The sequence below is a fragment of the Isoptericola sp. NPDC056605 genome, from assembly GCF_042792795.1.
Taxonomy (GTDB): Bacteria; Actinomycetota; Actinomycetes; order Actinomycetales; family Cellulomonadaceae; genus Isoptericola.
In genome coordinates this window covers 16,761-42,051 of sequence record NZ_JBHTVT010000006.1, presented here as the reverse complement: position 1 = coordinate 42,051, position 25,291 = coordinate 16,761, and the positions used below count along the sequence as shown (strand labels likewise).

Sequence of the window (25,291 nt, the reverse complement as noted above, 5' to 3'; positions counted from 1 at the left end):
CCGGACCCGTCACCCGGGGGACATCAGCCCGTCACCGGGACGGCATGACAGATGTCACGGCCCGTCCGTGCGCTCCTCACGGAACCCGGTGACGGGCGGCACTACCTGCGACGACGCGCCGCCGCGAGGGTGGAGGCATGACTTCGGAACCCATCGTCCACGTCCGCGGGGCACGCCGCCGGTACGGCGCGTTCGAGGCCGTCCGCGGGGTCGACCTCGACGTCCACCGCGGGGAGCTCGTCGCCCTGCTCGGCACCAACGGGGCGGGCAAGACGTCGTTCGTCGAGCTCGTCGAGGGGCTCGCACCCGCCTCCGGCGGCACGGTGCGCGTGCTCGGTCGCGACCCGTACCGGGAGCGGCGGCACGTCGTCCGCTCCCTCGGGATCATGCTGCAGAGCGCCGGGTTCTCCGGCGACCTCACCGTCGCGGAGACGGCGCGCACCTGGGCGGGCACCCTGTCGCGGCCGCGCCCGGTCGCCGACGTCCTCGGCGCCGTGGGGCTGGAGCACCGCGCGGACGTGCGTGTCGCCAGCCTCTCGGGCGGGGAGAAACGCCGCCTGGACCTCGCGCTCGCCACGATGGGCGACCCCGAGCTCCTCTTCCTCGACGAGCCCACCACCGGCCTCGACCCGGAGAGCCGCCGCGCCACCTGGGCGCTGGTGCAGGGCATGCTCGACGCCGGCACCACGGTGCTGCTCACCACCCACTACCTGGAGGAGGCGGAGCAGCTCGCCGACCGCATCGCGATCATGCAGGCCGGCCGCGTGGTGCGGACGGGATCGGTCGCCGACGTCGTCGCCGCGGAGCCCGCCCGCGTGGAGGCCGTGGTGCGCAACGATGGCGGCCGGGCCGTCGCGCCCGCCGTGGCGGACCTGCCCGCGCTGGCGGGCGTCGTCGGCGTGCCCGACGTCGACCGCACGGGCCGCCTGCGCCTGCGCACCACGCGCCTGCAGGACGACCTGCTCACCCTGCTCCAGTGGGCCGAGGCGCGGCGCCTGCGGCTGGACGACCTCGACGCCCGGGCGGCGTCGCTCGAGCAGGCGTTCCTCGCCCTCGACGACGGCGCCGACGCGCACCGCACGACCGACACGGAGGCAGCGGCATGACCACGACGACCACCACCCCGGCCCGCCGGCGGGCCGCGACGGGCACGGGCGGCGGCGGCCGCCGCGTCGCGGCCCTCGCCCGCGCGGAGCTGCGCCTGCTGGTGCGCAACCGCACCGCGCTGTTCAACGCGCTCGCCCTGCCGCCGATGACGGTCGGGCTGTTCGCCGCGGTCGGCGGCATCGGCGACGAGGCCCCCGCCGCGACGGGCGCCGTCCTGCTGAACCTGCTGACGTTCATGGCGCTCGCGTTCGTCGTCTACTACAACCTCACCGTCGCGTTCGTGGCCCGGCGCGAGGAGCTGGTGCTCAAGCGCTACCTCGTGGGGGAGTGCTCCCGCGCGGAGCTCCTGGTCGGCACGGCCGTCCCGGCGCTCGTGGTGGCGCTGGCGCAGACGGTGCTGGGAACCGTCGCGGTGTCGGTGTTCCTCACGCCGCCCGCGTTCGTCAACCCGCTGCTCGTCGTCGTGGCCGTGCTCGGCGGGGCCGCGATGCTCACGCTGGTGGCCGCCGCGACGTCCGGCCTGTCCCGCACCGTGGAGTCCGCGCAGCTCACCACGCTGCCGCTGCTCGTCGTCGCGATCCCGTTCGCCGGCCTGTTCGGCGCGCCCGGTGCGTCGAGCGGCGTGCTCGACACGATCGGCACGTTCACCCCGCTGCGCCCGATCACGGACCTCATGCTGCTCGGCGCCGGCGGGATCGACGGGGACGGGCAGGTGGTCACGTTCGCCGAGACGTTCGGCGCGGCCGCGCTGCCCGTGGCCGTGCTCGCCGCGTGGACGGTCGTGGGCGCGCTCGCCGCCCGGCGGTGGATGCGCTGGGAGCCGCGTCGGTGACCCACCTCCCGCCGGGGCGGCCGGCCCCGGCATCGTGGCAGGCTGACGGCGTGAGAACACGTCGTCGGCCCGGCACGGCCCTGGCGGGTGGTGCGCGCGGGGTCGAGACGTACACCCGCGTGAGCCTCTACTCGTTCGTCCTCCTCGAGCCCTTCTTCTACCTGTACGCGGTGGCGGCGCTGGCCGGCACGGACGAGGTGCCCGCGGTCGGCGCGGCGGCGGTCCTGGCGTGCCTGGGCCTCGTCCACATGGCGCTGTGCCTCGGCACCATCCACGTCGGGTTCGACGAGCCGCTGACCACCGGGCGGCGCCCCCGCCCGGTGGTCGTGGCGCTGCTCGCGGTGACGGGCGCCGTCTGGCTCGTGTCCGTCCTCGTGCTGCCCGCGGCCGTCGGGGGCGGCCTCATGGGCGACCCGCGCAGCATGATGATCGCGGTGGCCGGGGCGGCGACCTGCGGGGCCCTCGCCGTCGCGACCCCGATCCGGCGCGTGCTGACCGTCGGTCTCGCGGTGCCGGTCGTCGTGATCGGCGTCCGGCTCGCCTCCGACGCGAGCGCCGGGACGGTCGCGTCCGCGCTCGGCACCGGCCTGGGCGCGTACGTCTTCCTCCTGTTCTGGGCGTCGACGGTGCGGCTGTCCATGTGGATCGTCGAGGTGGTGCGCGAGCTCGACACCGCGCGGCAGGCCTCGGCGCGGCTCGCCGTCGCGGAGGAGCGGCTGCGCATCGCGCGCGACATGCACGACGTCGTCGGACGCGCGCTGTCCGCCGTCGCGGTGAAGTCCGAGCTCGCGGCCGCGCTCGCGCGTCGCGGCGACCCGCGGGGTGCCGACGAGATGGACGACGTGCGCACGCTCGCCCAGGACTCCCTGCGCGAGGTGCGCGGCGTCGTCGCCGGCTATCGGGCGGCCGACCTGTCGACGGAGCTCGACGGGGCCCGGTCCGTGCTGCGCGCGGCGGGGGTGACCGTGCGGGTCGTGGGCGAGGTGCCGGAGCTGGCGGCCCCGCAGGCCGACGCCTTGGCCTGGGTGGTGCGCGAGGCCGTCACGAACATCGTGCGGCACTCGGCCGCGCGCGAGTGCCGGATCGATCTGGACAGGCAGGAGGAGACGGGGGAGATGGTGCTGAGGGTGAGCAACGACGGAGCCCGCGTGGGCGTCGCCGGGGTGGCCGGGCTGGAGGGCGGCGCCGGCCTGGTCGGGCTGCGGGAGCGGCTCGCCGCCGTCGGGGGAGCGCTCGACGTGGCGGCCGACGGCGACCGGTTCGTCCTCACGGCCCGCGTGCCGGGGGAGGTGGACGGGTGATCCGCGTGGTGCTCGCCGACGACGAGACGCTGATCCGGGACGCGGTCGCCCAGCTGCTCGCCCTGGAGGACGATCTCGAGGTCGTGGCGGTCGCGGGGAACGGGACGGAGGCCGTGGGGACGATCGAGCGGTACGCCCCCGACGTGGCGGTGCTCGACCTGCAGATGCCGGGCGCCGACGGGATCGAGGTCGCCGAGGCGGTCCGCAGGACGGTGCCGGCCTGCGGTGTCGTCATCGTCACGAGCCACGGCCGGCCCGGGCACCTCAAGAAGGCGCTCGCCGCGGGGGTGCGGGGCTTCCTGCCCAAGTCGGTGTCGGCGGCCGTGCTAGCGGGCGCCGTGCGACAGGTCGCGGGCGGCGGCCGGTACGTGGACCCGGAGCTCGCGGCCGACGCGATCTCCGCGGGCGACTCGCCCCTGACCGCCCGCGAGGCGGACGTGCTCGAGCTCGCCGCCGACGGCGCGCCCGTGGAGGAGATCGCTGAGCGGGCCGCGCTGGCCCCCGGCACGGTGCGCAACTACCTGTCGTCCGCCGTGGCCAAGCTGGGGGTCGCGAACCGGCACGAGGCCGTCCGGCTGGCGCGTGCCAAGGGCTGGCTCTGAGAGGCCGGACCGTCCCCGCCAGCCCGTAGGCTGGACCCTTGTGTACGAGGGCGCAGTCCAGGACCTGATCGACGAGCTCGGCCGCCTCCCCGGCGTCGGGCCCAAGAGCGCGCAGCGCATCGCGTTCCACCTGCTCGCGGCGGACGCCGCCGACGTGCGCCGGCTCGCCGACGCGCTCACCGAGGTCAAGGCGCGCGTGCAGTTCTGCGAGACGTGCGGCAACGTCGCGGAGTCGGAGAGATGCCGCATCTGCGCCGACCCGCGCCGCTCCGACGACGTGATCTGCGTCGTCGAGGAGCCCAAGGACGTCGTCGCGATCGAGCGCACCCGCGAGTTCCGGGGCAGGTACCACGTGCTCGGCGGCGCCATCAACCCGATCGAGAACGTCGGCCCCGACGACCTGCGCATCAGCCAGCTCATGACGCGCCTGGCCGACGGCACGGTCACCGAGGTCATCCTCGCCACCGACCCCAACATCGAGGGCGAGGCGACGGCCACGTACCTGTCGCGGCTCATCGCGCCCATGGGCGTCACCGTCTCCCGCCTCGCGTCGGGTCTGCCCGTCGGGGGAGACTTGGAGTACGCGGACGAGGTGACCCTCGGTCGCGCGTTCGAGGGCCGGCGGGTCGTCGGCGGCTGACCGGCTCCCGCATCCGTCGGTCGAGCCTGTCGAGACCACGACGCAGGAGGAGGGGACCCCGTGGGTGAGATCGAGGCCGGATCCGAGTTCCGGGACGTCGCCGAGCAGATGTCCGCGCAGGCGCGGACGTTCCTGTCGACGACGACGCAGGTCGCGTCCGGCGCCGCACCGGGCGCGGAGATCGCGCTGCTCATCCTCGCGACGTCGGACCTGCTGTCCGCGGGGGCGCGCCTCGCCGCGATCGTGGACGTCGTCCCCGCCGAGCGGTGGGAGCCCGACGCCGGGCCCGAGACCGACGTGGACCCGCTGCGCGACGCGCTCGCGCAGATGTTCGACGGCTTCGACGACTACGTCGAGGTGTCCGACCCGGCGCTGAGCGCCGACGTCGCGCCCGCGACGCTGTCCGGTGACCTGGCGTGCGTCGCCGAGGAGATCGCCAAGGGCCTGCAGCACTTCGACGACGGGCACGAGCTCGAGGGCCTGTGGTGGTGGCAGTTCAGCTACCTGTCCTCGTGGGGCGAGCGGGCGTCGTCGGCGCTGCGCGTGCTGCAGGGGGTGCTCGCGCACCTGCGGCTCGACGTCGCGGACGACGTCGCCGCCGAGGCGGAGTACGACGCCCTGCACTCCTGAGCCGGGGCGTCAGCCCGCGGCGGTCGCCGCGCGGGCGTAGTGCTCGCGCTGCGCGGGGTAGTACGACTCCCACGCCACCGTGTCCGCACCCCGCCCCGAGCGCACCGCGACGAGCCGGTCGAGGTAGTACTCCCACCCCGGACCGATCGAGGCGGCGTCGTCGTCCGGGCCCAGCCGCTGCCGGAACGTCAGCGTCGTCACCCCGTCCGCCTCCGCGAGGTCGAGCGCCAGGTGCCAGACCCCGCCCGGCGTGGCCGTGTCGACGGCGTACCCGCGCGGCGGCTCGCACCGCGTGATGACGCACTCGGCGGCCTCGGCGTCCGGGCTCTCGGCGGTCATGAAGAACTGGACCGTGCCGGTCGCCGGGTCGCCCTCCCAGCGGCCGACCCACGCCTCGAGCAGGCCCGGCTCGGTGATGCTGGCCCACACGTCGGCGGCGTCGGCGTCGAACCTGCGCACGACGACGAGCTCGCGCCGGCCGGGCCCGTGCTCGACGGTGCCGGTCGCCGCGACGGCGGGGCGCTGCTCGTCCGTCATGCCTCCCAGGGTGGCACGGGGCGGCGGTCGTGGGGCGGTGGGCGGTGGGACGGGCGCCTATCGGCGTCGGCGGGCATGACAGGATTCCCCGGTGCCCGACCTCGACACCCTCACCATCGTGCTGCTCGTGCTGGCCGGGCTCACGGCCGGCTGGGTCGACGCCGTCGTCGGCGGTGGCGGGCTGATCCAGCTGCCCGCGCTGCTGCTGGTGCCGGGGATCTCGCCGGTGCAGGCGCTGGCCACCAACAAGCTCGGCTCGATCATGGGCACGTCCACCAGCGCGATCACGTACTACCGCCGGGTGGGCCCGGACCTCACGACGGCGGGCCCGATGGCGCTCGCCGCGCTGGCCGGGGCCTTCGGCGGCGCCGCGCTGGCCAGCCGCATCCCCGCCGACCTGTTCAAGCCGATCATCCTCGTGGTGCTGATCGGGGTGGCCACGTACACGGTGCTCAAGCCGAAGCTGGGCGCGCACGACAACCTGCGCTGGGAGGGCAACCGGCACCGCTGGACGGCCGCCGGCATCGGCCTCGTCATCGGCGCGTACGACGGCCTGCTCGGCCCGGGCACCGGCACGTTCCTCGTCATCGCGCTGGTAAGCGTGCTCGGCTACGCCTTCCTGCCGGCGTCGGCGCTGGCGAAGATCGTCAACTTCGCGACCAACCTCGGCGCGCTGCTGTTCTTCGTGCCGCACGGCGCCGTGCTGTGGGGCCTGGGGCTGATGATCGGCGCCGCCAACCTCGTGGGCGCGTACGTCGGGGCGCGCATGGCCGTGGCGAAGGGCAGCGCCTTCGTGCGCGTCATCTTCGTCGTCGTCGTGGGCGCGCTGATCGTGAAGCTGGGCTACGACGTCGTCACCGGCGCCTAGCGGTGCGAGGGGCCCGCGGGGAACTCGTTCAGCAGGGCTGACGTGACCTTCACGTCCCGCAGCTGGGTCCAGCCGACCGCGCGGGTGAGCCGCCACCAGGCGTCCCTGGTGTACACCCGCTCCCTGCGGCCGTCGTGGATCCGGTAGAGGTAGCCGGTGCGCTCGGACCTGGCGAAGAACGAGATGGGCTCGACGTCGAAGGCGTTCTTGGCCCTGTCGGGGATCCGCGGGTCGGTGCAGTCGCCACCCCAGTGGCGCACGGTGCCGCAGGCGGTCGCCCACATGAGGTCGCCGTTGCCGTCCAGCATGACGTAGCGGCCGGACGGCACCCGGGCCCAGCGGGAGTCGAAGTCGGTGCCCCGCTCCAGGCTCGTCAGGAACGTGTGGCTCGCGTACGAGGCCCGGCCGAGCCGCCCCGCCAGCGCCGCACGAGCCCTGGTGCTCGTGAGGAGATGCCGCGTGCCGCCGGAGACGAACCACACCTCGTCGCGGGAGAGGTGGGGGCGGTACTCGACGAGGTACCCGGTGCTCGTGTTCCACAGGTGTCGCCACCTGTCCTGGCCGCTCGCGACCTTGCTGCGGATCTCGGCCAGGCGCCGGTAGATCGAGGCCCCCGGACAGGCGGTGCTGCCCACGTCGCGGTGCCCGGAGATCCTGGCCTCGCGCGAGCCGTCGAGGGTGGTGTGGCCGCGGGCCGGGACGCCGTGCAGGGCGAGCTTCCACGCCAGCAGGTCGATGACGCCGCGGACGGCCGCGTCGCTGACGGTGGCCTGCTCGTAGTCGCCGAGGACCGACACCCCGACGGTCTCGTCGTTGACCCCCACGGCGTGCGCGCCGACGATCTCGAGCTCGACGCCGCCGTCGCGGCCCTCCCAGGTGCGGCCCCACCGGTCGACGAGGAAGTTGTACCCGATGTCGCCCCAGCCGCGGGTCTTCGCGTGGTACGTGTAGATGCCGCGGATGATCGACGGCACCTGCGCGGACGTGTAGCTGTTGGTGCCGGCGGTGTGGTGGATGATCGCGCCCTTGACCTGGCCCTGCCGAGGGGTCCAGGTCATGAGGGACTCGTCGGCACCCCAGTCGGCGCGCGAGCGGATGGCGGGCCCGTCGTGCTGGTCCCCGGCCGCCACGGCGCCGGCGAGCGACACGGCGCCGCCGGCACCCTTCCCGAAGGGCGACAAGCCGCCGGCGTCGTCGAGCGACGAGTCCGCGGCGGCTCGGTCCACCGCGCCCTGGCCGGGGTCGACGGCGACGAGCTCGACGTCGTGCACGTCCTCGGCCGCGACGTTCTCGACCGCCACCTGGACCTGGTCCACGTCCCCGACGACGAGGGGGGCCGACCCTCCCTCGGCCGCGTCGGGGTCGAGCGCCTCGATCTCCAGGAGGCTCCACCCCGACCAGGTGACGCCCCCGTCGTCCGAGGTGCGGGCCCTGATGACCAGGCCGGCGCCGGCGGGACCGGCCCAGGTGACCCCGACGGTCGCGAACCCGCTGACGTCGGAGGTGGCGGCGAGGACGTCCCCGCTGGTCGTGGTCCGCGCCGGATCCGAGCCGAGGGTGCGGGCGGTGGCCGGGTCGGGTGCCGCCGCCGGGGTCGTCCTGACGGTCGCCTCGACGGCGGACGGGTCGTCGCCCGCGGAGCCTCCGGCGGGCGTCGTGGCGGACCGCTCCGCGAGGTGCGGCGTCGCCACGGCCGCGGGAGCCCCGGTGGCGACGAGCGCGAGCACCACGGTGGCGGCGGCGGATGTCCAGCGGTGTGCTGTCATCGGTCGGTCTCCTGGCACGGATGGCAGGTGGACGACGCCAACATAGACCGGCACGTGCGGGCGTGCGACGCGGTGCACGGCGGCACGGGCCGGTCGACGTGTGGCGCCGCACCCCATCCGCCAGACGGCGGATGTCCAGATGGCAAGACGTTTCCCCCGATCTCGACCAATCCGCTCGGGGGGATCTAGTTTCCGGCGCGTGCCGACGACCCGTCCGCCCGTCTCCGAGGAGTCCTCATGACCGTGCCCGCGTTCTCCGTCCGCCCCGCCCACGCCCTGCTCGGGGCGGCGCTCGTCGTCGCCCTGTCGGCCTGTTCAACGGCGTCGCAGGCCGACACGGGCTCCGGCGAGGACGCGTCCGTGGGGACGCTCCGCGTGGGCGCCACGTCCGTCACCGGGACGCCGGCCGGCTCCCTCGGCTGGGGCGACAAGGAGGGGATCCTGCTCGACGAGCTGAAGGACGCCGGCGTCGACAAGATCGAGTACTCCTTCTTCCAGTCGGGCAAGGACGTCGTCGCCGCGCTGCTGGGCGGCGCCGTCGACGTCGCCGCGGTGGGCGACAACCCGGCGCTCACGGCCCGCGGCAACGGGGCCGAGGTCGAGCTGCTCGCGCTCGACTCGATCAACGGCGACACCTGGCTGATCGGCGCGCCCGGCGGCCCCACCACGATCGAGGGCCTCGTCGGCAAGGACGTGACCGCGCCGCAGGGCACCATCCGCGACCGGTCCGCCCACCAGCTCGTCGAGGCCGCCGGCCTGGCCGACCAGATCGAGGTGAAGGACCTCGGCACCCCGGAGTCGATCGCCGGGCTCAGCTCCGGCTCCGTCGACGCCACCCTCGTGGGCGGTGCGAGCGCCGTCGAGCTCGCGCGCAAGGGGTTCCCCGTCATCGACCGCACGTCGGACCACGGCCTCGAGAGCACCGGCGCGACGATCGCGTCGACGGAGTTCGTCGACGCCCACCCCGGGTTCCGCGAGGCCTGGCAGGGCGCCGTCGTCGCGACGAACCAGAGCATCGTCGACCGCTTCGACGAGTACACGCAGTGGGTCGCCGAGACGGACGGCGTGGACGTCGACCTCGTGCGCGAGGCGACGCACGAGGACGAGTTCACCCTCGAGCCGTACCCCGACGCCGGCCTGGACCAGCTCCAGTCCGCGCACGACTTCCTGCACGACGACGGCGCGTTCGACGAGGCCTTCGACGTCCGCGAGTGGGCAGGGGTCGCCTGATGGCGGCGCCGACGCTCGAGAGCCGACCGGCCGCCGCGACCGCCCCCGCGGGCGGGGCCCCGGACGGCCTCGTGGACGTGACCGCCGGCGGGCGCCCCCGCCGCGGGCCCTGGTCGCGGGTGCCGCGCCGCGTCCGGAGGCTGACCGGGCCGGTGGTGCTCCTCCTGGCCTGGGCCGTCGCCAGCGAGCTGGGGCTGCTCAACCGCGACCTGTTCCCGCCGCCGCTGGCGGTCGCCGCCCGTACGTGGGAGCTCGTCGTGTCGGGCGAGCTCCAGACGCACGTCGGGGCCTCGCTGGCGCGCGTCGTCGTCGGCACCGTGATCGGCGTGCTGGTCGGCGGCGCGCTCGCCGTCGTCGCCGGCCTGACCCGCACCGGGGAGGACCTCCTGGACTCCACGATGCAGATCCTCAAGGCCGTGCCGAACTTCGCCCTCCTGCCCCTGCTCATCATCTGGATGGGGATCGGCGAGGAGCCCAAGATCGTCCTCATCGTGCTCGGCGTGGGCATCGCCATCTACATCAACACCTACGGCGGCATCCGGAACGTGGACGCGCAGCTCGTCGAGGTGGCCCAGACGCTGGGCGTCAGCCGGTGGCAGCTGGTGACGCAGGTGGTGCTGCCGGGGGCCGCGCCGGGATTCCTCGTGGGGCTGCGGCTCGGGCTCAGCAGCGCCTGGCTGAGCCTCATCTTCGCCGAGACGATCAACACCACGCAGGGCATCGGCTACCTGATGTCCCGCGCCCAGACGATGCTGCAGTTCGACGTGTCGGTGCTCATCATCCTCATCTACGCCGTCGCCGGGCTGCTCAGCTACGCGCTCGTGCGGCACCTCGAGCACCGGCTGCTCGCCTGGCGCGCGGGGTTCACGGGGGTGGCGGCATGAGGGCGGCGCAGGACGCCGTCGTCGTGCGGGGCGCGCGACGCGCGTTCGGCGAGCAGGTGGTGCTCGACGGGCTGGACCTCGTCGTCCCGCGCGGCCAGTTCGTCGCGCTGCTGGGCCACAGCGGGTCCGGGAAGAGCACGCTGCTGCGCGCCCTCGCCGGGCTCGACCCCGACGTGGGCGGCACCGTGCGCGTCGTGCCGTCGCCCGCCGTCGTCTTCCAGAACCCCCGGCTGCTGCCGTGGCGGCGCGTGCTGGCGAACGTCGTCTTCGGGCTCCGCGGGCCGGACGCCGCGGAGCGCGGCAGGGCCGCCCTGGCGGAGGTCGGGCTGGAGTCCAAGACCGACGCCTGGCCGCGGACGCTGTCGGGCGGCGAGGCGCAGCGGGTGTCGCTCGCCAGGGCCCTCGTGCGCGAGCCGCAGCTGCTGCTGCTCGACGAGCCGTTCGGCGCGCTCGACGCCCTCACACGGCTCAAGATGTACGGGCTGCTGCGCGACCTGTGGGAGCGGCACCGGCCCGCCGTGCTGCACGTGACGCACGACGTCGACGAGGCCGTGCTCCTCGCCGACCGGGTGGTCGTCCTGACGGCCGGTCGGATCTCGTTGGACCTGCCGGTGACGCTCGACGCGCCGCGGTCCCGGTCCGTCGACGGGTTCGCGGCCCTGCGTGCCCGGCTGCTCGCCGAGCTCGGCGTCGACGAGAAGGTCGGCACGTGAGCGGGGCGGACGCCCTCGAAGCCTGGGCCGACGTGCTCGTCCTCGGCGGCGGCCCCGCCGGCACGTGGGCCGCTCTGGCGGCCGCCGGCGCGGGGGCCGAGGTCGTGCTCGCCGACAAGGGGTACTGCGGCACCAGCGGTGCCACGGCCTCGGGCGGCAACAACCTGTGGCTCGTCGAGCCCGGCGAGGCCCGCGTCCGGGCGGCCCGGGCGCGCGCCGAGAAGGGCGGCCACCTCACCGACGACACCTGGATGGCCCGGGTCCTGGAGACCACGTGGGAGCAGCTCGACGTGCTCGCCGCCAAGGGCTACCCCTTCCCGCACGACGCCGCGGGGGCGCCCGTGCGCAGCAGCCTCCAGGGGCCGGAGTACATGCGCCGGATGCGCCGGGCCGTCCACCGCGCGGGGGTTCGACTCCTCGACCACCACCCGGCGCTCGAGCTCGTCGCCGACCGGGACGGCGTCGTCAGCGGCGCGGCCGGCGTCGCCCGCCAGGACGGCGGACGGCCGTGGCGGGTGCGCGCCCGCGCGGTCGTCGTCGCCACCGGCGGGTGCGCCGCCCTCGCCGGCGGCTTCGGCACGAACGTCGACACGGGCGAGGGCGTCCTCATGGCGGTGGAGGCCGGGGCCGAGCTGTCCGGCATGGAGTTCTCCACGGCGTACGCGCTCGCCCCGGAGTGGGGCGTGCACACCAAGGGGCGGATGCTCCAGTGGGCCACCTTCTACGACGAGCGGGGCGAGGCGCTCGGCGCGGGCGACGACGGGCCGGGCCGGCAGCTCGCCCAGTCGCTCCTGGGGCAGGGGCAGCGCGTGTACGCGCGCCTCGACCGGGCGCCGCGCGAGATCCACCAGAAGATGCGCGACGCCCAGCCCAACTACTTCGTCCCCCTGGACAAGGCCGGGGTGGACCCGTTCACGACGGCGTACCCGCTGCGGATGGTCTACGAGGGCACCGTGCGGGGGACCGGCGGTCTGCGCGTCGTCACCGACGACTGCGCCACCACGGTGCCCGGCCTCTACGCCGCCGGCGACGCCGCGACCCGGGAGCTCGTCACCGGCGCGATCAGCGGCGGGGGCAGCCACAACGGCGCCTGGGCGATCTCGTCGGGCACCTGGGCGGGCCGGGGCGCCGCCCGCTTCGCCCTCGCCCGCGGCGGCGTACCGGACCGGGTCGACGCGCTCGGCCGGGCCGGGTTGCGGCCGTCGGACGGCGCGGCGGCCGACGTCGACGCCCGCGAGGTGATCGCCGCGGCCCAGCGGCACGTGCTGCCCCCGGCGCGCACCGTGCTGCGGACCGCCGCGGGCCTGCGCGCGTCGCAGACCGAGCTCGAGACGCTGTGGGGCGCCGCCGTCCCGGGGCTGGCGGGGGAGGGCCGGGAACGGCTGCGGGCGCGCGTCGCGGCGTCGCTCGTCGCGCACGCCCGCTGGTTCACGACCGCCGCGCTCGCGCGCGGGGAGTCGCGGGGGATGCACCGGCGGGTGGACGCGCCCGCCGCCGACCCGCGGCTGCGACACCGCCTCCTCACGGGAGGGCTGGACCGCGTCTGGACCCGTCCCGAGGGGCCTCCGGCCCCGCTGTCCGCCCCACGGCCGGCCTCGCCGTCCACCACGAGAGAGGAGGTGCCCGCGTGATCGAGGTCGTCAGCGCCGCCCGGTGCGTCTCGTGCGACATCTGCATCAGGGTGTGCCCCACCGACGTGTTCGACCGCGGCGAGGACGGGGTGCCCGTCGTCGCGCGCCAGTCGGACTGCCAGACCTGCTTCATGTGCGAGGCGTACTGCCCCACCGACGCCCTGTACGTGGCGCCCCTGGCCGGGCCCGCGCCGGCGGGAAGCCCGCACGCGGACGAGGACGTGCTCGCGGCGGCCGGGTCGCTCGGCGCCTACCGTGCGCTCCTCGGGTGGGGTGGCGGTCGCACGGCGGGGAGCAGGCGGGACGCGAACGCCGAGCTGGCGGACCACCCGCCTCTGGCCGAGGCGCGGCTCGCCGCCCCCGCGCCGACGACCGACGCCACGTGGCACAGCGGGCCGTGAGGTGTTCACGACCTGGACCACGCCCACGGCACGAGGTGACGACGACGTAGCATCGACGGGCAAGCACACGCCCCGGCGGACCGTTGAGAGAGACGGAGGCCGGCCAGCAGAAGGTTGTGACAATGGCACTAGTCGTGCAGAAATACGGCGGATCATCCGTCTCCGACGCCCACAGCATCAAGCGCGTGGCGAAGCGGATCGCCGCGACCAAGCGAGCGGGGAACGACGTCGTCGTCGTGGTGAGCGCCATGGGCGACACCACGGACGAGCTCCTCGACCTCGCCGGGCAGATCACCCCCCTCCCCCCGCAGCGCGAGCTGGACATCCTCCTCACCTCCGGTGAGCGCATCTCGATGTCCCTGCTCGCGATGGCGATCACGAACCTCGGGGTCAAGGCGAAGTCCTTCACCGGCCAGCAGGCCGGCCTCATGACCGACGCGGTGCACGGCCGCGCGCGGCTCGTGGACGTGGTGCCGCACCGCATCCGCGAGACGGTGGAGAAGGGGCAGGTCGCGATCGTCGCGGGCTTCCAGGGGGTCAGCTCCACCAACGACGTGACGACGCTCGGCCGCGGCGGCTCGGACACGACGGCGGTCGCGCTCGCGGCCGGCCTCGACGCCGACGTCTGCGAGATCTACACCGACGTCGACGGCGTGTTCACCGCCGACCCGCGCATCGTCCCGAACGCCCGCAAGATCGACCGCGTCACCTACGAGGAGATGCTCGAGCTCGCGGCGTCCGGCGCGAAGGTCCTGGCCCTGCGTGCCGTGGAGTACGCGCGCCGCTACGACGTGCCCGTGCACGTGCGCAGCTCGTTCAGCAACACCACCGGCACCCTCGTCACCGGCACGCACGGCGACGCGATCGACCCGAACGCCCCGGCGGCCGAGCAGGAGGAAACCCAGATGGAAGCCCCGATCATCTCCGGCGTCGCGCACGACCGCAGCGAGGCCAAGATCACCGTCGTCGGTGTGCCGGACAAGCCCGGCACCGCGGCCCGCATCTTCGAGGTCGTGGCCGGCGCGGGCGCGAACATCGACATGATCGTGCAGAACGTGTCGGCGGCCCACACCGGGCTCACGGACATCTCGTTCACGCTGCCGCACGCGGACAGCCCCAGCACCCTGGCCGCGCTCAACGCGCTGCAGGAGGAGCTCGGGTTCGCGTCGCTGCAGTACGACGACCAGATCGGCAAGCTGTCGCTGGTGGGCGCAGGGATGAAGTCGCACCCCGGCGTCTCGGCTCGCCTGTTCGGCGCCCTGCGCGACGCGGGCATCAACATCGAGATGATCTCCACCTCGGAGATCCGCATCTCGGTGGTCACCCGGGAGGACGCCCTGGACGACGCCGTGCGCGCCATCCACACCGCGTTCGACCTGGACTCCGCCGACGGCGAGGCCGTCGTCTACGCCGGTACGGGGCGGTGACGCGCTGATGGTCCAGATCAACACCACCGGCGTGAACGTCGCCGTCGTCGGCGCCACCGGCCAGGTCGGCGGCGTCCTGCGGCGCCTCCTCGCGGAGCGCGCCTTCCCCGTCAAGGAGCTGCGGTTCTTCGCCTCGGCGCGCTCGGCGGGCAGCACGCTGCCGTTCGAGGGCGTGGACGTCGTCGTCGAGGACGTCGCCGCCACGGCCACCGACGACCTGGCGGACGTGGACGTCGCGATCTTCTCGGCGGGCGGCGGCACGTCGCGCGAGCACGTGCCCCGGTTCGCCGAGGCGGGCGCCGTCGTCATCGACAACTCGTCCGCGTGGCGGCTCGACCCCGAGGTGCCGCTGGTCGTCTCCGAGGTGAACCCGGAGGCGATCGCCGACGCCGCCAAGGGGATCGTCGCCAACCCGAACTGCACCACGATGGCCGCGATGCCGGTGCTCAAGCCGCTGGCCGACGAGGCCGGGCTGGAGCGCCTGCGCGTCGCGACCTACCAGGCGGTGTCGGGCTCGGGGGTCGGCGGGGTCAAGGAGCTCGCCGACCAGGCGCGCGCCGCCGTCGCCGGCGACCTCGAGGGGCTGGCGCACTCCGGCGCGGCGGTCGACTTCCCGGCGCCCGAGAAGTACGTCGCGCCGATCGCGTTCGACGTGCTGCCGCTGGCGGGCAACCTCGTGGACGACGGCTCCGGCGAGACCGACGAGGAGCAGAAGCTCCGCAACGAGTCGCGCAAGATCCTCGGCCTGCCCGACCTGGCCGTCGCGGGGACCTGCGTCCGCGTGCCGGTGTTCTCCGGGCACTCGCTGGCGATCCACGCCGAGTTCGGCGCCGCCATCACCCCGGAGCGGGCGCGCGAGCTGCTGGCCGCCGCGCCGGGCGTCGAGCTGGCGGACGTCCCGACGCCGCTGGCCGCGGCGGGCGCCGACCCGTCGTTCGTCGGCCGCATCCGCACCGACCAGTCCGTGCCCGGCGGTCGCGGCCTCGTGCTGTTCGTGTCGAACGACAACCTGCGCAAGGGCGCGGCGCTCAACGCCGTGCAGATCGCGGAGATCGTCGCCGCGGACCTGGCCGAGCTCGACGCGCTCGACGACGTCGACGCGGCGGAGGCCGCGCCCGCGAGGTAGCGCGAGATCTGCCGGGGTAGTTCCGGTCCCCGCGAGGTAGCGCGAGATCTGCCGGGGTAGTTCCGGTCCCCGCGAGGTAGCGCGAGATCTGCCGGGGTAGTTCCGGTCCCCGCGAGGTAGCGCGAGACCCGCCGAGGTAGCTCGGGGCCCGACGACGAGCGATCGTCGGCGGGCCCCGAGCCGTCCCGGCCGTCAGTGCGCGTCGAGGATCAGGCGCGTCACGCCTTCGGGGTCCTCGAGCATGGCCACGTGCCCGACCCCGGACAGGTACTCGAGCCGGGCGCCGGGCACGGCCTCGTAGCGGTGCGCGGACGCCGGGTCCCATCGCGGGTCGGCGTCGCCGAAGATCACCAGCGGCGACGTCCCCGCGGCGGTGAGCCGGTCCGGCACCGACCGCTCGGCGAGGTAGGCGGCGTAGCCGTCCATGACCTGCCGGAAGTCCCGGTAGCGGGTGCGGCGCACGTCGGCGAGGAAGCCGTCGGGCACCACCACGGGGCGTGCCGTCACCGAGCGGATCCCGCGGCGCAGCATCCCCGTGGTGCGCAGCGGCCAGAGCAGCGGGCCGAACGGTCGTCCCATGAGGACGCGCACGACCGCCGCCTCCGGGAGCATCGCGTCCGGGGCGGGCCCGGTGCTCAGCAGGACCAGCGCGCCGACCAGGTCCGCGCGTCGCTCGGCGAGCGCCGTCGCCACGTACCCGCCGCTGGAGTGCCCCACCACGGTCGCGGCGGTCGCGCCGAGCTCGTCGAGGAGCGCCGCGACCCGGTCGGCCTGCGCGGGGACGTCGTACGGGGGTGCCGGCGCCGAGCGACCGCAGCCGGGCAGGTCGATCGCGAGGACGCGGCGGGTCGCGGCGAGGGCCGGGATCGTGGGCGACCAGCTGGCGGCCGTCGCGCCCGACCCGTGCACCAGCAGCAGCGGCGGCGCGTCGGGCGGCCCGTCGACGACGACGTGGATGCCGGCCACGACCGCGTCGCGGCGGGGGCCGGTGGCAGGTTCCGTCACGGTTCCCAGCATCACCGGTCGCGTCCGGCGTCGCCGGGCGAAGGCTGCTCGACGACGACGGCGGCGAGGTCCGCCCCCGCCCGCAGCAGGGCCACGGACCGTCCGGCGATCCGCTCCAGCCGCTCCCGGAGCGCGGCCTCGGCGTCGACCGTGCCGTCGAGGCCGTCCAGCGCTCCCACGACGGCGCGCAGCGCGGGGATGCCGTACCCCGCGGACCGCAGGGCGGCGACCACCCGGGCGGTGGCGACCGCGGCCGCGTCGTAGACGCGCGCGCCGAGGGAGCCCACCCGCTCGGGCGTCAGCAGGTGCTCGGCCTCCCAGTGCCGCAGCGCGGAGGTGCGCACCCCGAGCGCGTCGGCCAGCTCGGTGATCGTGAGGACGGCGCCGCTCGACGGGTCCGCGGGCTCGGCCCGGATCGTCGCCAGCGCGTCGAGGGCCTGGAGGGTTCGGGCGCGCTCCGTGGCGAGTTGCGCGTGCAGCTCGCCGACCGCGGCGGCCGCGTCGACGAGGGTCGCGCCCCGGACCTCGATCATCGCGCGCCGCGCGACGACGGGCCCGACGGCCGCAGCGAGCCCCCGGTAGGCGCGCGCGGCCCGGACATGACGCGCTCCATAGGCGCGGTACCCGTTCGGCTCGCGGTCGGCGGGAGGCAGGACACCGAGCCGTTCGAGGTCGCGCACCTGCTGCACCGAGTAGCCGGTGGCGCGCGCGACGTCGACGGTCCGTAGCGGACGTTCCATCCCCACCCCACAGAAGCACTTCAAGGTCACGCTTGAACCATGACGACGCCTCCGAGTATGGACCAGATCATCGCGGCCGTGCGGCGGCTCGAGGGCGTGCTCGTCCTTCAGCCCCGCGCCGGCGACGGGACGCCCGAGCTCGCCTGGGGCGACGCGTTCTTCTACTACGCCCCCGACGGCCAGGTGCCGACCGCCGTGCAGCCGTACGGCACGGTCGTCACCAAGAACTACCCCGACGACGTCTCGTGCGACCTCGACCGACCCGACCGGTGGCGCGTGAACGTGCACGTGGGCCGCGACCGGCTGCGGGCGCTCGTCGGGGACCGCAGGCCCGAGCGCGCCGTCGTCCCCGACGTCTTCCTCCCGCACCCGCTGTACAGCGAGCTGGGGTGGGTGTGCGTCGTGAACCCGGGGGAGCGCACGGGCCGCCGGGTCGTGGAGCTCCTGCGCGAGGCGCACGACGCCGCCCGCCGCCGGTCCGAGCGGCGCCGGTCGCTCGGCGCACCCGTCCGCCCGGCCGACCCGCCGAGGTAGCCCGGGCCGTGCCGAGGTAGTTCCGGACCTGCCGAGGTAGTCCAGGGCGTGCCGAGGTGGTTCGCGCCCCGGCGGGCGGTCGCTCGGGCGGCGAGGACGCGGGCAGGCTCATTGACTGGACGGATGTCATGGTCCGCGGACACCTGGTCGAGCCTCGCGTTCGTCGTCGCGGGCGCCTGGATCGTGACGACGGCGCACCGGAGCGCTGCGGGGGCGTCGTCGCGTGTGGCGCTCGGCGTCCTCGCGATGCTGGTCGGCGTCGGGTCGGTGGTGCAGCACGGCCCCGCGCCCTCGTGGAACCCCGTGGTGCACGACCCGCCGTTGCTGGGCGCGTACGCGCTCGTCGCGGCGGACGCCGTCGCCGACCTCGCCGGGCGGCGGCTGCGGGTCCGGTGGTGGCTCGTCCCGATGCTGGCAGACGTCGTGCTGGCGGCCCTCTGGCCCGGGGCGTCCGTCGTCGCGCAGGGAGCGGCGGCGGCCGTCGCCGTCGTGGCCGTGCTGCTGCGCGCCCGGGCCCGGCCGCGCCTGCGGCCCCGCCTGCTCCTGGCGCTGGCCGTGCTCGGCGTCGGCACGGTCGTCGGGACGCTCTCGCACGCCGCCTGGCACGTGCTCGCGGCGTCCGCGATCGCGGTGGTCGCGCCCGCGGTCGGACGGCGCTCGCCGCACTGAGCGGGACGGACCTGCCGGAAAGGGTTGCGCGCCGGCATGGGTCTATGGTTCATTAGTCGAGTAATGAACCCCAGAACCACTGAACCTGCCGTGAGGAGGCCCGCGTGTTCGACGGACCCGAACCCATCTACGTGCAGATCGCCCAGATGATCCGCGCGCAGGTGCTCGCCGGTGAGCTCGCGGAGGAGGAGCAGGTCATGTCGACCACTCAGTTCGCCACGACGTTCCGCATCAACCCCGCCACCGCCGCCAAGGCCTTCACCGGCCTGGTGGACGAGGGCGTCCTGTACAAGCGCCGCGGGCTGGGGATGTTCGTCGCCCCCGGGGCGCGCGAGCGGCTGCTGGACCAGCACCGCAAGGCGTACTTCGACGACGTGCTCGGCCCGGCGCTCGCCCAGGCCGACCTGCTCGGCATCCCGACCGACGACCTCGTCGCGTACGTCCTCGGCACCGGCCACCGGAAGCCCGGCGGCCCCACGACCACCACGGAGGAGTCATGACCCCCGCACCCTTCGGCGCCCGTCTCGACGACGTCGTCGTCCGGTTCGGAGCGCAGCGCCGCCTGACCATGGACGGCGCGGCCGTCAAGGACGAGGGCGGCACCGCCCTGGACGGCGTCACCCTGGACCTGCGTCCCGGCGTGATCACCGGGATCCTCGGGCGCAACGGCGCCGGTAAGTCCACGCTGCTCTCGCTGCTCGCCGCGTTCAACCGGCCCACCGAGGGCACGGTCCGCGTCGGCACGGGCGAGCTGCTCGAGGACCCGTGGGAGAACCCGTGGGTGACGGCGAACGTGCAGTTCGTCCGCGAGAGCGGCGACCTCATGGACGACGAGCGGGTCTCCGAGACCCTCAAGTACTACGCCGACCTGCGCCCGTACTGGGACGCCGACCTGGCCGCGCGCCTGCTCGATCTGTTCGAGGTGAACCCGCGCAAGAAGCCGACGGCGCTCTCGCGCGGCAAGCGGTCCGCCGTCGGGGCCGTCATCGGGCTCGCGGCGCGTGCCCCGCTGACGATCCTCGACGAGGTCTACCTCGGCATGGACGCGCCCACCCGGTACGCGTTCTACGACGAGATCCTCGCCGACTACGCCGAGCACCCGCGCACGATCCTGCTGTCCAGCCACCTGGTCGAGGAGGTCGAGCGGCTCTTCGAGGACGTCGTCGTGCTGCACCGCGGCACCGTGCTGCTCGCGGAGACCGCGGAGGAGATGCAGTCCCGCGGGTTCAGCCTCACGGGCCCGGTCGCCGCGGTCGAGGAGCTCGCCCGCGGCCGGCGCGAGCTGCACCGCCAGCGACTCGGCGCGACGGTGCAGGTCACGGTCGAGGGAGCCCCGGACGACGGCGCCGCAGCCGCGGCGCGGGCGGCCGGCGTCGAGCTCGGCTCCCTGCCGCTCCAGGACCTGTTCGTGCGGCTCACGCAGCCGCAGGACGGCGAGCGGGCGGGGGAACCGCGATGAGCGCCGTCGTCACCCGCGCCGACCGCGACGCGTTCGTGGCCCGGGTGCACGCCCGCTCGGTGCGCCGGGTCGCGCGCTCCGTCGGCCAGGCGTCGCTCGTCATCGGGGGCGTGTTCTGGGCGATCTTCCTCGTCACGACCGTCGGCGTGCCGCTGGTCGTGCACCAGGCGGGCGGCGTGATGGGCGGGGGAGTGATGACCGGCGCCGAGTACGCGGCCCCGTGGTTCGCGCTCTCTCTCGGCATGATCGCGCTCGCCTCGCTCGTCGTCCCGCACCTGGCGGCCGGCGGCACGCGCCGGTCGCTGGCCGTGGGCGGCCTGCTGGCTTCGCTGGTCGCCGGCGTCGCGTACGGCGCCGCGTACGCGCTGATGCTGCTCGTGGAGCGCGGCCTCTTCGGGGCGCTCGGCTGGGAGTGGGAGCAGCTCGGCAGCGGTCTCGACGCCGGCGGCGCGTGGCTCGTGGTCACCGGCGTGGGGGAGGCGATCACCGTCGTCGTGTACATGCTGGTCGGGATGGCCGCCCAGGCCGCGTACCGGACGTGCGGCGTGTGGCGCGGCACGGCGCTCCTGCTGCCGGGCCTGGCCCTGCTGTTCCTCGTGGACCACGCCACCCGCAACGGGGCGTTCGCGGACGCCCTCGGCGGCCTCGGGCTCGGCGGGGGCCAGGCGCCCGCGGCGCTCGGCCTCCTGCAGGCGGTCGTCGTCCTCGCCCTGGCCGTCGGCTGGATGTGGTGGCAGGTGCGTTCCCTCCGACTGCGGCCGACGAGGTGAGCGAGATGACGACCACGACGGCCCTCTCGACACCCGATGCCGGCACGCTCCAGCGGGTCGCGTCGGCGGCGGTCCGCCGCCGGTTCGTCCGGAGGCTGCTGGCCGCGGGCGCCTGGTTCTGGGGCATCTGGGCCTTCGTCGTCGCCGTGGTCCCGGCCGCCGTGGACCAGTGGGGCGGGGAGCTCGTCGGCCTGACCTACGAGCTGGCGGGCGCTCCGGCGCGATGGGTCGCCCTCGCGGTCGCGGCTATCTACTGCGGAGCCTGGCTCCGCGGGCACCTCGCGGCGGGCGGGACCCGCCGGTCGCTCGTCATCGGTGTCCTGCAGGGAGCAGCGATCGTCGGCCCCGTGTTCGGCGTGCTGACGGTCCTGCTCACCCTCGCCGAGGAGCGGGTCTTCCGTGCCATCGACGAGCCGTGGCCGGGAGGTGCCACACCGCTGCCGCTCGACACGGTCGCCGGGATCGTCGTCACGATCGTCGGCGAGACCCTCGTCGTCCCGACCTATGCGCTCGTGGGCGCCGCGGCGATCGGCTACTACCGGGCGCTGCCGGTGCGCCTGTACCTCCTGGGCCCCCTGCACGCCGTCCCGCTGCTGGTCCCGCTCGCGATCGTCGACCTGTCGACGCGCACCGGTCTGCTCGGCATCCCGCTGCGCGGCGGGTACGACGACCCCGTCGTCGCGGCGCTCGTCGTCGCGATCGGCGGCGTCCTCGCCGTCGCGGTCGCCGGCGTCGGAGCTCTCCGGCTGATGGCCCGCGTGCGGGTCCGGCCGTGAACCACCCGAACCTCGCTGTCCGAGAACACCGAGGACCCCTGAACCGCACGACCGAGAGGAGCACCGAGATGGCCGACCCCATCGTGGAGGTCAGAAACCTCCGCAAGACGTACGGACCGAAGGTGGCCGTGGACGACGTGTCGTTCGCCGTCCAGCCCGGCGAGATCTTCGGCATTCTCGGCCCCAACGGGGCCGGCAAGACGACCACCGTGGAGACGCTCGCCGGCCTGCGGCAGGCCGACGGCGGCACCGTGCGCGTGCGCGGCATCGACACGCAGCGCGACCCCGCCGCCGTGCGGGACGTCCTGGGCGTGCAGCTCCAGGAGGCCACGCTGCACGACAAGATCACGGTGGCGGAGGCGCTGGAGCTGTTCGCCGGCTTCTACGCGGACCCGGCCGACCCGGCCGAGCTGATGGCGATGCTGGACCTGACGCCGCACGCCGACAGGCGGTTCGCCACCCTCTCCGGCGGTCAGAAGCAACGCCTCTCGATCGCCCTCGCCCTCGTCGGCAACCCGGAGATCGCGGTGCTCGACGAGCTCACGACGGGCCTCGACCCGCAGGCACGGCGCGCCACCTGGGAGCTGGTCGAGCGTGTCCGGCGGGCCGGCGTGACGGTCCTGCTCGTCACGCACTTCATGGAGGAGGCCCAGCGTCTGTGCGACCGCCTCGTCATCATCGACGCCGGGCGGGTCGTCGCCCAGGGGTCGCCCACCGAGCTCATCGACCGGCTGGAGGGCGGGCGCACGGTCGTCGTGCGGTTCGCGCCGCAGGACGTCGAGCGCGGGCGCCGTGAGCTCGCCGTCCTGGCCGACCGGGACCCCGAGGTCGAGGCGGTGGCACCGCTCGACGGGTCCGACGTCGAGATCGCGGTGACGGGCACCCGCCGGGTGCTCTTCTCTCTCGTCCCGGCGCTCGCCGCCGCGGACCTCGTGCCGGACGACGTCCGCACGGTCACCCGGTCGCTCGAGGACGTGTTCCTCGCCGTGACCGGCCGCACGTACGACCCCGAGGCGCAGTCGGCGCTCGTCAGCGAAGGAGCACGGTCATGACCACCGCCATCTCCACGGCCACCCCCGTGCGGCTGCCCCGCCGCGGCTGGCGCGGGTTCGGGCCGCTGCTGCGGATCGAGACCGCCGTCTGGCTGCGCGACTTCGGGTCGGTGTTCTTCGGGGTGCTGTTCCCGTCGGTCATCCTCCTCGGCGTCGGGTTCGCCATCCCCGGCATGCGAGAGCCGATCACCGACGCCCCGCCGGACTCGATCTGGTACGGCGTGACGCCGATCGCGACGTACCTGCCCACGGTGCTCGCCATGGCGATCGGGACGCTCGCCGTCCTGTCGTTGCCCGTGACGTTCGCGACCTTCCGCGACAAGGGCGTGCTCCAGCGGTTGTCCACGACGCCGATGCGTCCGCAGGTCCTCATCCTGGTGCACCTGATCATCAACGTGGTCACGTCGCTGGCCGGGGTGGCGCTCGCCCTCGTCGTGGCGCAGGTGGCGTTCGGCATCGTGCGCCCGAACCAGCTCGGCGTCGTCGTCCTCGCGTTCGTGCTGGGGATGCTGGCGATGTTCTCCCTGGGCATGCTCCTGTCCGCCGTGGTGAACAAGCCGTCGACGGCCAACGCGATCGGGTCGCTCGTCTACTTCCCGCTGCTGTTCCTCTCCGGGCTGTGGACGCCGGGGCCGATCATGCCGGACGTCATCCGGGACATCGGCCAGTTCACGCCGATGGGTGCGGCGACGCAGGCCATGGACGCCGGCTGGTTCGGCGAGGGGTTCCCGGCGCTGCAGTGCGTCGTCATGGTGGTGTGGACGGCCGTGCTGCTGCCGCTCGCCGCCCGCCTCTTCCGCTGGTCCTGACCTCGCGGCGGAGGGCCTCCCGCCGGGAGGCTCTCCGCCGCACGCACGGTTGCCCGGACGGACGGTAGAGTCCCGGCCCATGCGCAGAGTGGCGGAGCTCGCCGGGAAGTGGTTCGCGGTGCTCGTGGTGCTGGGCGGGGTGGCGGGGCTGCTCGCACCGGACGCCCTGTCTCCGATCGCGGCACAGACCCCGCTGTTCCTCGGGATCATCATGTTCGGGATGGGGCTCACCCTGCGGGGCTCCGACTTCGGGCTCGTCGTGCGGCGGCCCTGGGCGGTGCTGCTCGGCGTGGTCGCCCAGTTCACGATCATGCCGACGCTGGCGTGGGGGATCGGGCACCTGTGCGGTCTCGAGGGCGAGGCGATGATCGGCATGATCCTCGTCGGCGCCGCCCCCGGCGGCACGGCGTCCAACGTCATCGTCTACTTGGCGAAGGGCGACACGGCCCTGTCGGTCACGCTGACCTCGGTGTCCACGCTGCTGGCGCCCGTGCTCACCCCCGCCCTCGTGCTGTGGCTCGCCGGGTCGCAGCTCGACGTCACCTACGGCGCGCTCGTCACGTCCATCGTGCAGATCGTGCTGTTCCCCGTGCTGGCGGGCCTGCTGGTGCGGACGTTCGCCGGCGGGATCGTGGAGCGGTACCTGCTGCCCTACCTGCCGCTGGTCTCCGTCCTCGGGATCGTGATCGTGGTGGCCGGGATCGTCGCCGCGAACGCCGACGCCGTGCTCAGCACGGGGATCCTCGTGGCGCTCGCCGTCATCCTGCACAACGGCCTGGGGCTGCTGCTCGGCTACGGCGCCGCGAGCCTGGCCCGGCTCGACGAGGCCGCGCGCCGCGCGGTGAGCGTCGAGGTGGGGATGCAGAACTCCGGCCTCGCGGCCAGCCTCGCCACCACGTACTTCACGCCGGCGGCGGCCCTGCCCGCCGCGCTGTTCTCGGTGTGGCACAACGTCTCGGGCTCCGCGCTCGCGTCGTTCTGGGCGCGGCGTCCCGTCGTCACGGACGACCGGCGTGCGTCCGCCGGGGCGTCTAGCCTGCGACCGTGAGGCCGTTCCTCTTCCTCGGCACCCGCGCGGAGGACGCCGCGGCCGACGGCGAGTACGAGGCCGTGCTGCGCTACTCCGGGCTGACGCCCGCGTCCCTGCGGCGCGTGCGTCTCGAGCGGGAGCCGCTGCCCCACGTCGACCTCGACGCGCTCTCCGGGGTGATCGTCGGGGGCGGGCCGTTCAACTCCTCCGATCCCGAGCCCGAGAAGTCCGACGTCCAGCGTCGCGTCGAACGGGAGATGGCCGCCCTGCTCGACGTGCTCGTGGAGCGCGACTTCCCGTTCCTCGGCGCCTGCTACGGCGTCGGGACGCTCGGCACCCACCAGGGCGGCGTCGTCGACCGCACCTACGCCGAGCCGGTCGGCCCGGCCGAGATCGAGCTGACCCCCGAGGGGCTGGAGGACCCGCTGCTCGCGGGGGTGCCCGCCCGCTTCACCGCGTACCTCGGCCACAAGGAGGCGGTGCGCGAGCTGCCGCCGTCGGCCACCCTGCTCGCCCGCTCCGCCGACGCTCCGGTCCAGATGTTCCGCGTGCGCCGGAACCTGTACGCCACGCAGTTCCACCCCGAGCTGGACCTGGCCGGCATCGAGCAGCGGGTCGAGGTGTATCGCACGTACGGGTACTTCCCGCCCGAGGAGGGCGACCGCATCGTCGCGCGCTCCCGCGAGCACCAGGTCACCGAGCCGATGAAGATCCTGCCGAACTTCGTGGCCCGCTACGCCCGCTGAGACCTG

General features: G+C 74.6%; 28 protein-coding genes. 24 read left to right on the top strand and 4 right to left on the bottom strand.

Translation table 11 applies throughout. The annotated features are described in order from the left end of the window. Window positions 1-137: 137 nt before the first annotated feature. The 6 genes from ACFQ8Y_RS08105 to ACFQ8Y_RS08080 are packed head-to-tail and all read left to right on the top strand — an operon-like array spanning window position 138 to window position 5,112. Window positions 138-1,106 carry an ABC transporter ATP-binding protein gene (locus tag ACFQ8Y_RS08105; RefSeq protein ID WP_430551310.1) on the top strand — a complete coding sequence of 323 codons (969 nt, stop codon included), beginning with the start codon at window positions 138-140 and terminating at the stop codon, window positions 1,104-1,106. Then, window positions 1,103-1,939 (top strand): ABC transporter permease, encoded by an 837-nt coding sequence (locus ACFQ8Y_RS08100; RefSeq protein WP_430585140.1) that lies wholly within the window; start codon window positions 1,103-1,105, stop codon window positions 1,937-1,939. The genes ACFQ8Y_RS08105 and ACFQ8Y_RS08100 overlap by 4 nt, the downstream gene beginning before the upstream one ends. A gap of 50 nt (window positions 1,940-1,989) precedes the next feature. Further along, window positions 1,990-3,240: a sensor histidine kinase gene (locus tag ACFQ8Y_RS08095; protein WP_430551308.1), complete on the top strand. Its 1,251-nt coding sequence runs from the start codon at window positions 1,990-1,992 to the stop codon at window positions 3,238-3,240. Beyond that, window positions 3,237-3,842, top strand: a complete 606-nt coding sequence (locus ACFQ8Y_RS08090) for a response regulator (RefSeq protein ID WP_430585139.1) — start codon at window positions 3,237-3,239, stop codon at window positions 3,840-3,842. Before ACFQ8Y_RS08095 ends, ACFQ8Y_RS08090 begins: the two co-directional genes overlap by 4 nt. A gap of 40 nt (window positions 3,843-3,882) precedes the next feature. Continuing rightward, complete coding sequence (recR, locus tag ACFQ8Y_RS08085) at window positions 3,883-4,482, top strand: recombination mediator RecR (RefSeq protein WP_429766609.1); 600 nt, start codon at window positions 3,883-3,885, stop codon at window positions 4,480-4,482. Window positions 4,483-4,542: 60 nt separating this feature from the next. After that, entirely contained in the window at window positions 4,543-5,112 is a 570-nt protein-coding gene (locus ACFQ8Y_RS08080) for a DUF5063 domain-containing protein (RefSeq protein ID WP_430551306.1), read from the top strand. Between the two features lie 9 nt (window positions 5,113-5,121). On the opposite strand, the gene ACFQ8Y_RS08075 is transcribed toward ACFQ8Y_RS08080, so the two are convergent. Then, window positions 5,122-5,649 carry an SRPBCC domain-containing protein gene (locus tag ACFQ8Y_RS08075; protein ID WP_430551305.1) on the bottom strand — a complete coding sequence of 176 codons (528 nt, stop codon included), beginning with the start codon at window positions 5,647-5,649 and terminating at the stop codon, window positions 5,122-5,124. Window positions 5,650-5,740: 91 nt separating this feature from the next. Between ACFQ8Y_RS08075 and ACFQ8Y_RS08070 the strand changes: the two genes are divergently transcribed. Next, window positions 5,741-6,517: a TSUP family transporter gene (locus tag ACFQ8Y_RS08070; RefSeq protein WP_430551304.1), complete on the top strand. Its 777-nt coding sequence runs from the start codon at window positions 5,741-5,743 to the stop codon at window positions 6,515-6,517. Here the strand turns inward: ACFQ8Y_RS08070 and ACFQ8Y_RS08065 are convergent. Further along, the gene (locus ACFQ8Y_RS08065; protein ID WP_430585138.1) at window positions 6,514-8,283 is read right to left on the bottom strand and encodes a peptidoglycan recognition protein; all 1,770 of its coding nucleotides are present in this window, start codon (window positions 8,281-8,283) and stop codon (window positions 6,514-6,516) included. The genes ACFQ8Y_RS08070 and ACFQ8Y_RS08065 overlap by 4 nt on opposite strands. A 237-nt stretch (window positions 8,284-8,520) precedes the next feature. Between ACFQ8Y_RS08065 and ACFQ8Y_RS08060 the strand changes: the two genes are divergently transcribed. From ACFQ8Y_RS08060 to ACFQ8Y_RS08030, 7 genes are all read left to right on the top strand, one after another. Beyond that, the gene (locus ACFQ8Y_RS08060) at window positions 8,521-9,513 is read left to right on the top strand and encodes an ABC transporter substrate-binding protein (RefSeq protein WP_430585137.1); all 993 of its coding nucleotides are present in this window, start codon (window positions 8,521-8,523) and stop codon (window positions 9,511-9,513) included. After that, a complete protein-coding gene (locus tag ACFQ8Y_RS08055; protein ID WP_430585136.1) occupies window positions 9,513-10,397 on the top strand; it encodes an ABC transporter permease in 885 nt (294 codons plus the stop codon). Before ACFQ8Y_RS08060 ends, ACFQ8Y_RS08055 begins: the two co-directional genes overlap by 1 nt. Then, complete coding sequence (locus ACFQ8Y_RS08050; protein WP_430585135.1) at window positions 10,394-11,110, top strand: ABC transporter ATP-binding protein; 717 nt, start codon at window positions 10,394-10,396, stop codon at window positions 11,108-11,110. Before ACFQ8Y_RS08055 ends, ACFQ8Y_RS08050 begins: the two co-directional genes overlap by 4 nt. Continuing rightward, the gene (locus ACFQ8Y_RS08045) at window positions 11,107-12,741 is read left to right on the top strand and encodes an FAD-binding protein (protein WP_430585134.1); all 1,635 of its coding nucleotides are present in this window, start codon (window positions 11,107-11,109) and stop codon (window positions 12,739-12,741) included. Before ACFQ8Y_RS08050 ends, ACFQ8Y_RS08045 begins: the two co-directional genes overlap by 4 nt. Continuing rightward, window positions 12,738-13,142 carry a 4Fe-4S dicluster domain-containing protein gene (locus ACFQ8Y_RS08040; protein WP_430585133.1) on the top strand — a complete coding sequence of 135 codons (405 nt, stop codon included), beginning with the start codon at window positions 12,738-12,740 and terminating at the stop codon, window positions 13,140-13,142. The genes ACFQ8Y_RS08045 and ACFQ8Y_RS08040 overlap by 4 nt, the downstream gene beginning before the upstream one ends. 122 nt (window positions 13,143-13,264) lie before the next feature. Then, window positions 13,265-14,569: an aspartate kinase gene (locus ACFQ8Y_RS08035; protein WP_429734073.1), complete on the top strand. Its 1,305-nt coding sequence runs from the start codon at window positions 13,265-13,267 to the stop codon at window positions 14,567-14,569. Window positions 14,570-14,576: 7 nt separating this feature from the next. Beyond that, window positions 14,577-15,695: an aspartate-semialdehyde dehydrogenase gene (locus tag ACFQ8Y_RS08030; RefSeq protein ID WP_430585132.1), complete on the top strand. Its 1,119-nt coding sequence runs from the start codon at window positions 14,577-14,579 to the stop codon at window positions 15,693-15,695. A 192-nt stretch (window positions 15,696-15,887) separates the two neighbouring features. Here the strand turns inward: ACFQ8Y_RS08030 and ACFQ8Y_RS08025 are convergent, their stop codons facing one another. Together ACFQ8Y_RS08025 and ACFQ8Y_RS08020 are read right to left on the bottom strand one after the other, a co-directional pair. Further along, a complete protein-coding gene (locus ACFQ8Y_RS08025; RefSeq protein ID WP_430585131.1) occupies window positions 15,888-16,700 on the bottom strand; it encodes an alpha/beta fold hydrolase in 813 nt (270 codons plus the stop codon). Window positions 16,701-16,711: 11 nt separating this feature from the next. Next, window positions 16,712-17,440, bottom strand: a complete 729-nt coding sequence (locus ACFQ8Y_RS08020; protein ID WP_430585130.1) for a MerR family transcriptional regulator — start codon at window positions 17,438-17,440, stop codon at window positions 16,712-16,714. A gap of 39 nt (window positions 17,441-17,479) precedes the next feature. On the opposite strand from ACFQ8Y_RS08020, the gene ACFQ8Y_RS08015 reads away from it, so the two are divergent. The 10 genes from ACFQ8Y_RS08015 (at window position 17,480) to ACFQ8Y_RS07970 (ending at window position 25,285) form a co-directional block, all read left to right on the top strand. Then, window positions 17,480-17,974: a DUF6194 family protein gene (locus ACFQ8Y_RS08015; protein ID WP_430585129.1), complete on the top strand. Its 495-nt coding sequence runs from the start codon at window positions 17,480-17,482 to the stop codon at window positions 17,972-17,974. 123 nt (window positions 17,975-18,097) lie between these two features. Beyond that, window positions 18,098-18,643, top strand: coding sequence for a hypothetical protein (locus ACFQ8Y_RS08010; RefSeq protein ID WP_430564878.1), 546 nt, complete (start codon window positions 18,098-18,100; stop codon window positions 18,641-18,643). Window positions 18,644-18,747: 104 nt separating this feature from the next. Continuing rightward, a complete protein-coding gene (locus ACFQ8Y_RS08005) occupies window positions 18,748-19,143 on the top strand; it encodes a GntR family transcriptional regulator (RefSeq protein WP_430551292.1) in 396 nt (131 codons plus the stop codon). Then, window positions 19,140-20,102 (top strand): ATP-binding cassette domain-containing protein, encoded by a 963-nt coding sequence (locus ACFQ8Y_RS08000; protein WP_430585128.1) that lies wholly within the window; start codon window positions 19,140-19,142, stop codon window positions 20,100-20,102. Before ACFQ8Y_RS08005 ends, ACFQ8Y_RS08000 begins: the two co-directional genes overlap by 4 nt. Continuing rightward, window positions 20,099-20,872, top strand: coding sequence for a hypothetical protein (locus ACFQ8Y_RS07995; RefSeq protein ID WP_430551290.1), 774 nt, complete (start codon window positions 20,099-20,101; stop codon window positions 20,870-20,872). Before ACFQ8Y_RS08000 ends, ACFQ8Y_RS07995 begins: the two co-directional genes overlap by 4 nt. 5 nt (window positions 20,873-20,877) lie before the next feature. Further along, a complete protein-coding gene (locus ACFQ8Y_RS07990) occupies window positions 20,878-21,648 on the top strand; it encodes a hypothetical protein (RefSeq protein WP_430551289.1) in 771 nt (256 codons plus the stop codon). A gap of 68 nt (window positions 21,649-21,716) precedes the next feature. Next, complete coding sequence (locus tag ACFQ8Y_RS07985) at window positions 21,717-22,700, top strand: ABC transporter ATP-binding protein (protein WP_430551288.1); 984 nt, start codon at window positions 21,717-21,719, stop codon at window positions 22,698-22,700. Beyond that, window positions 22,697-23,509: an ABC transporter permease gene (locus ACFQ8Y_RS07980; RefSeq protein ID WP_430551287.1), complete on the top strand. Its 813-nt coding sequence runs from the start codon at window positions 22,697-22,699 to the stop codon at window positions 23,507-23,509. The genes ACFQ8Y_RS07985 and ACFQ8Y_RS07980 overlap by 4 nt, the downstream gene beginning before the upstream one ends. 79 nt (window positions 23,510-23,588) lie before the next feature. Further along, complete coding sequence (locus tag ACFQ8Y_RS07975) at window positions 23,589-24,557, top strand: bile acid:sodium symporter family protein (protein WP_430551286.1); 969 nt, start codon at window positions 23,589-23,591, stop codon at window positions 24,555-24,557. Further along, window positions 24,554-25,285: a glutamine amidotransferase gene (locus tag ACFQ8Y_RS07970; protein ID WP_430551285.1), complete on the top strand. Its 732-nt coding sequence runs from the start codon at window positions 24,554-24,556 to the stop codon at window positions 25,283-25,285. The genes ACFQ8Y_RS07975 and ACFQ8Y_RS07970 overlap by 4 nt, the downstream gene beginning before the upstream one ends. Window positions 25,286-25,291: the final 6 nt, after the last annotated feature.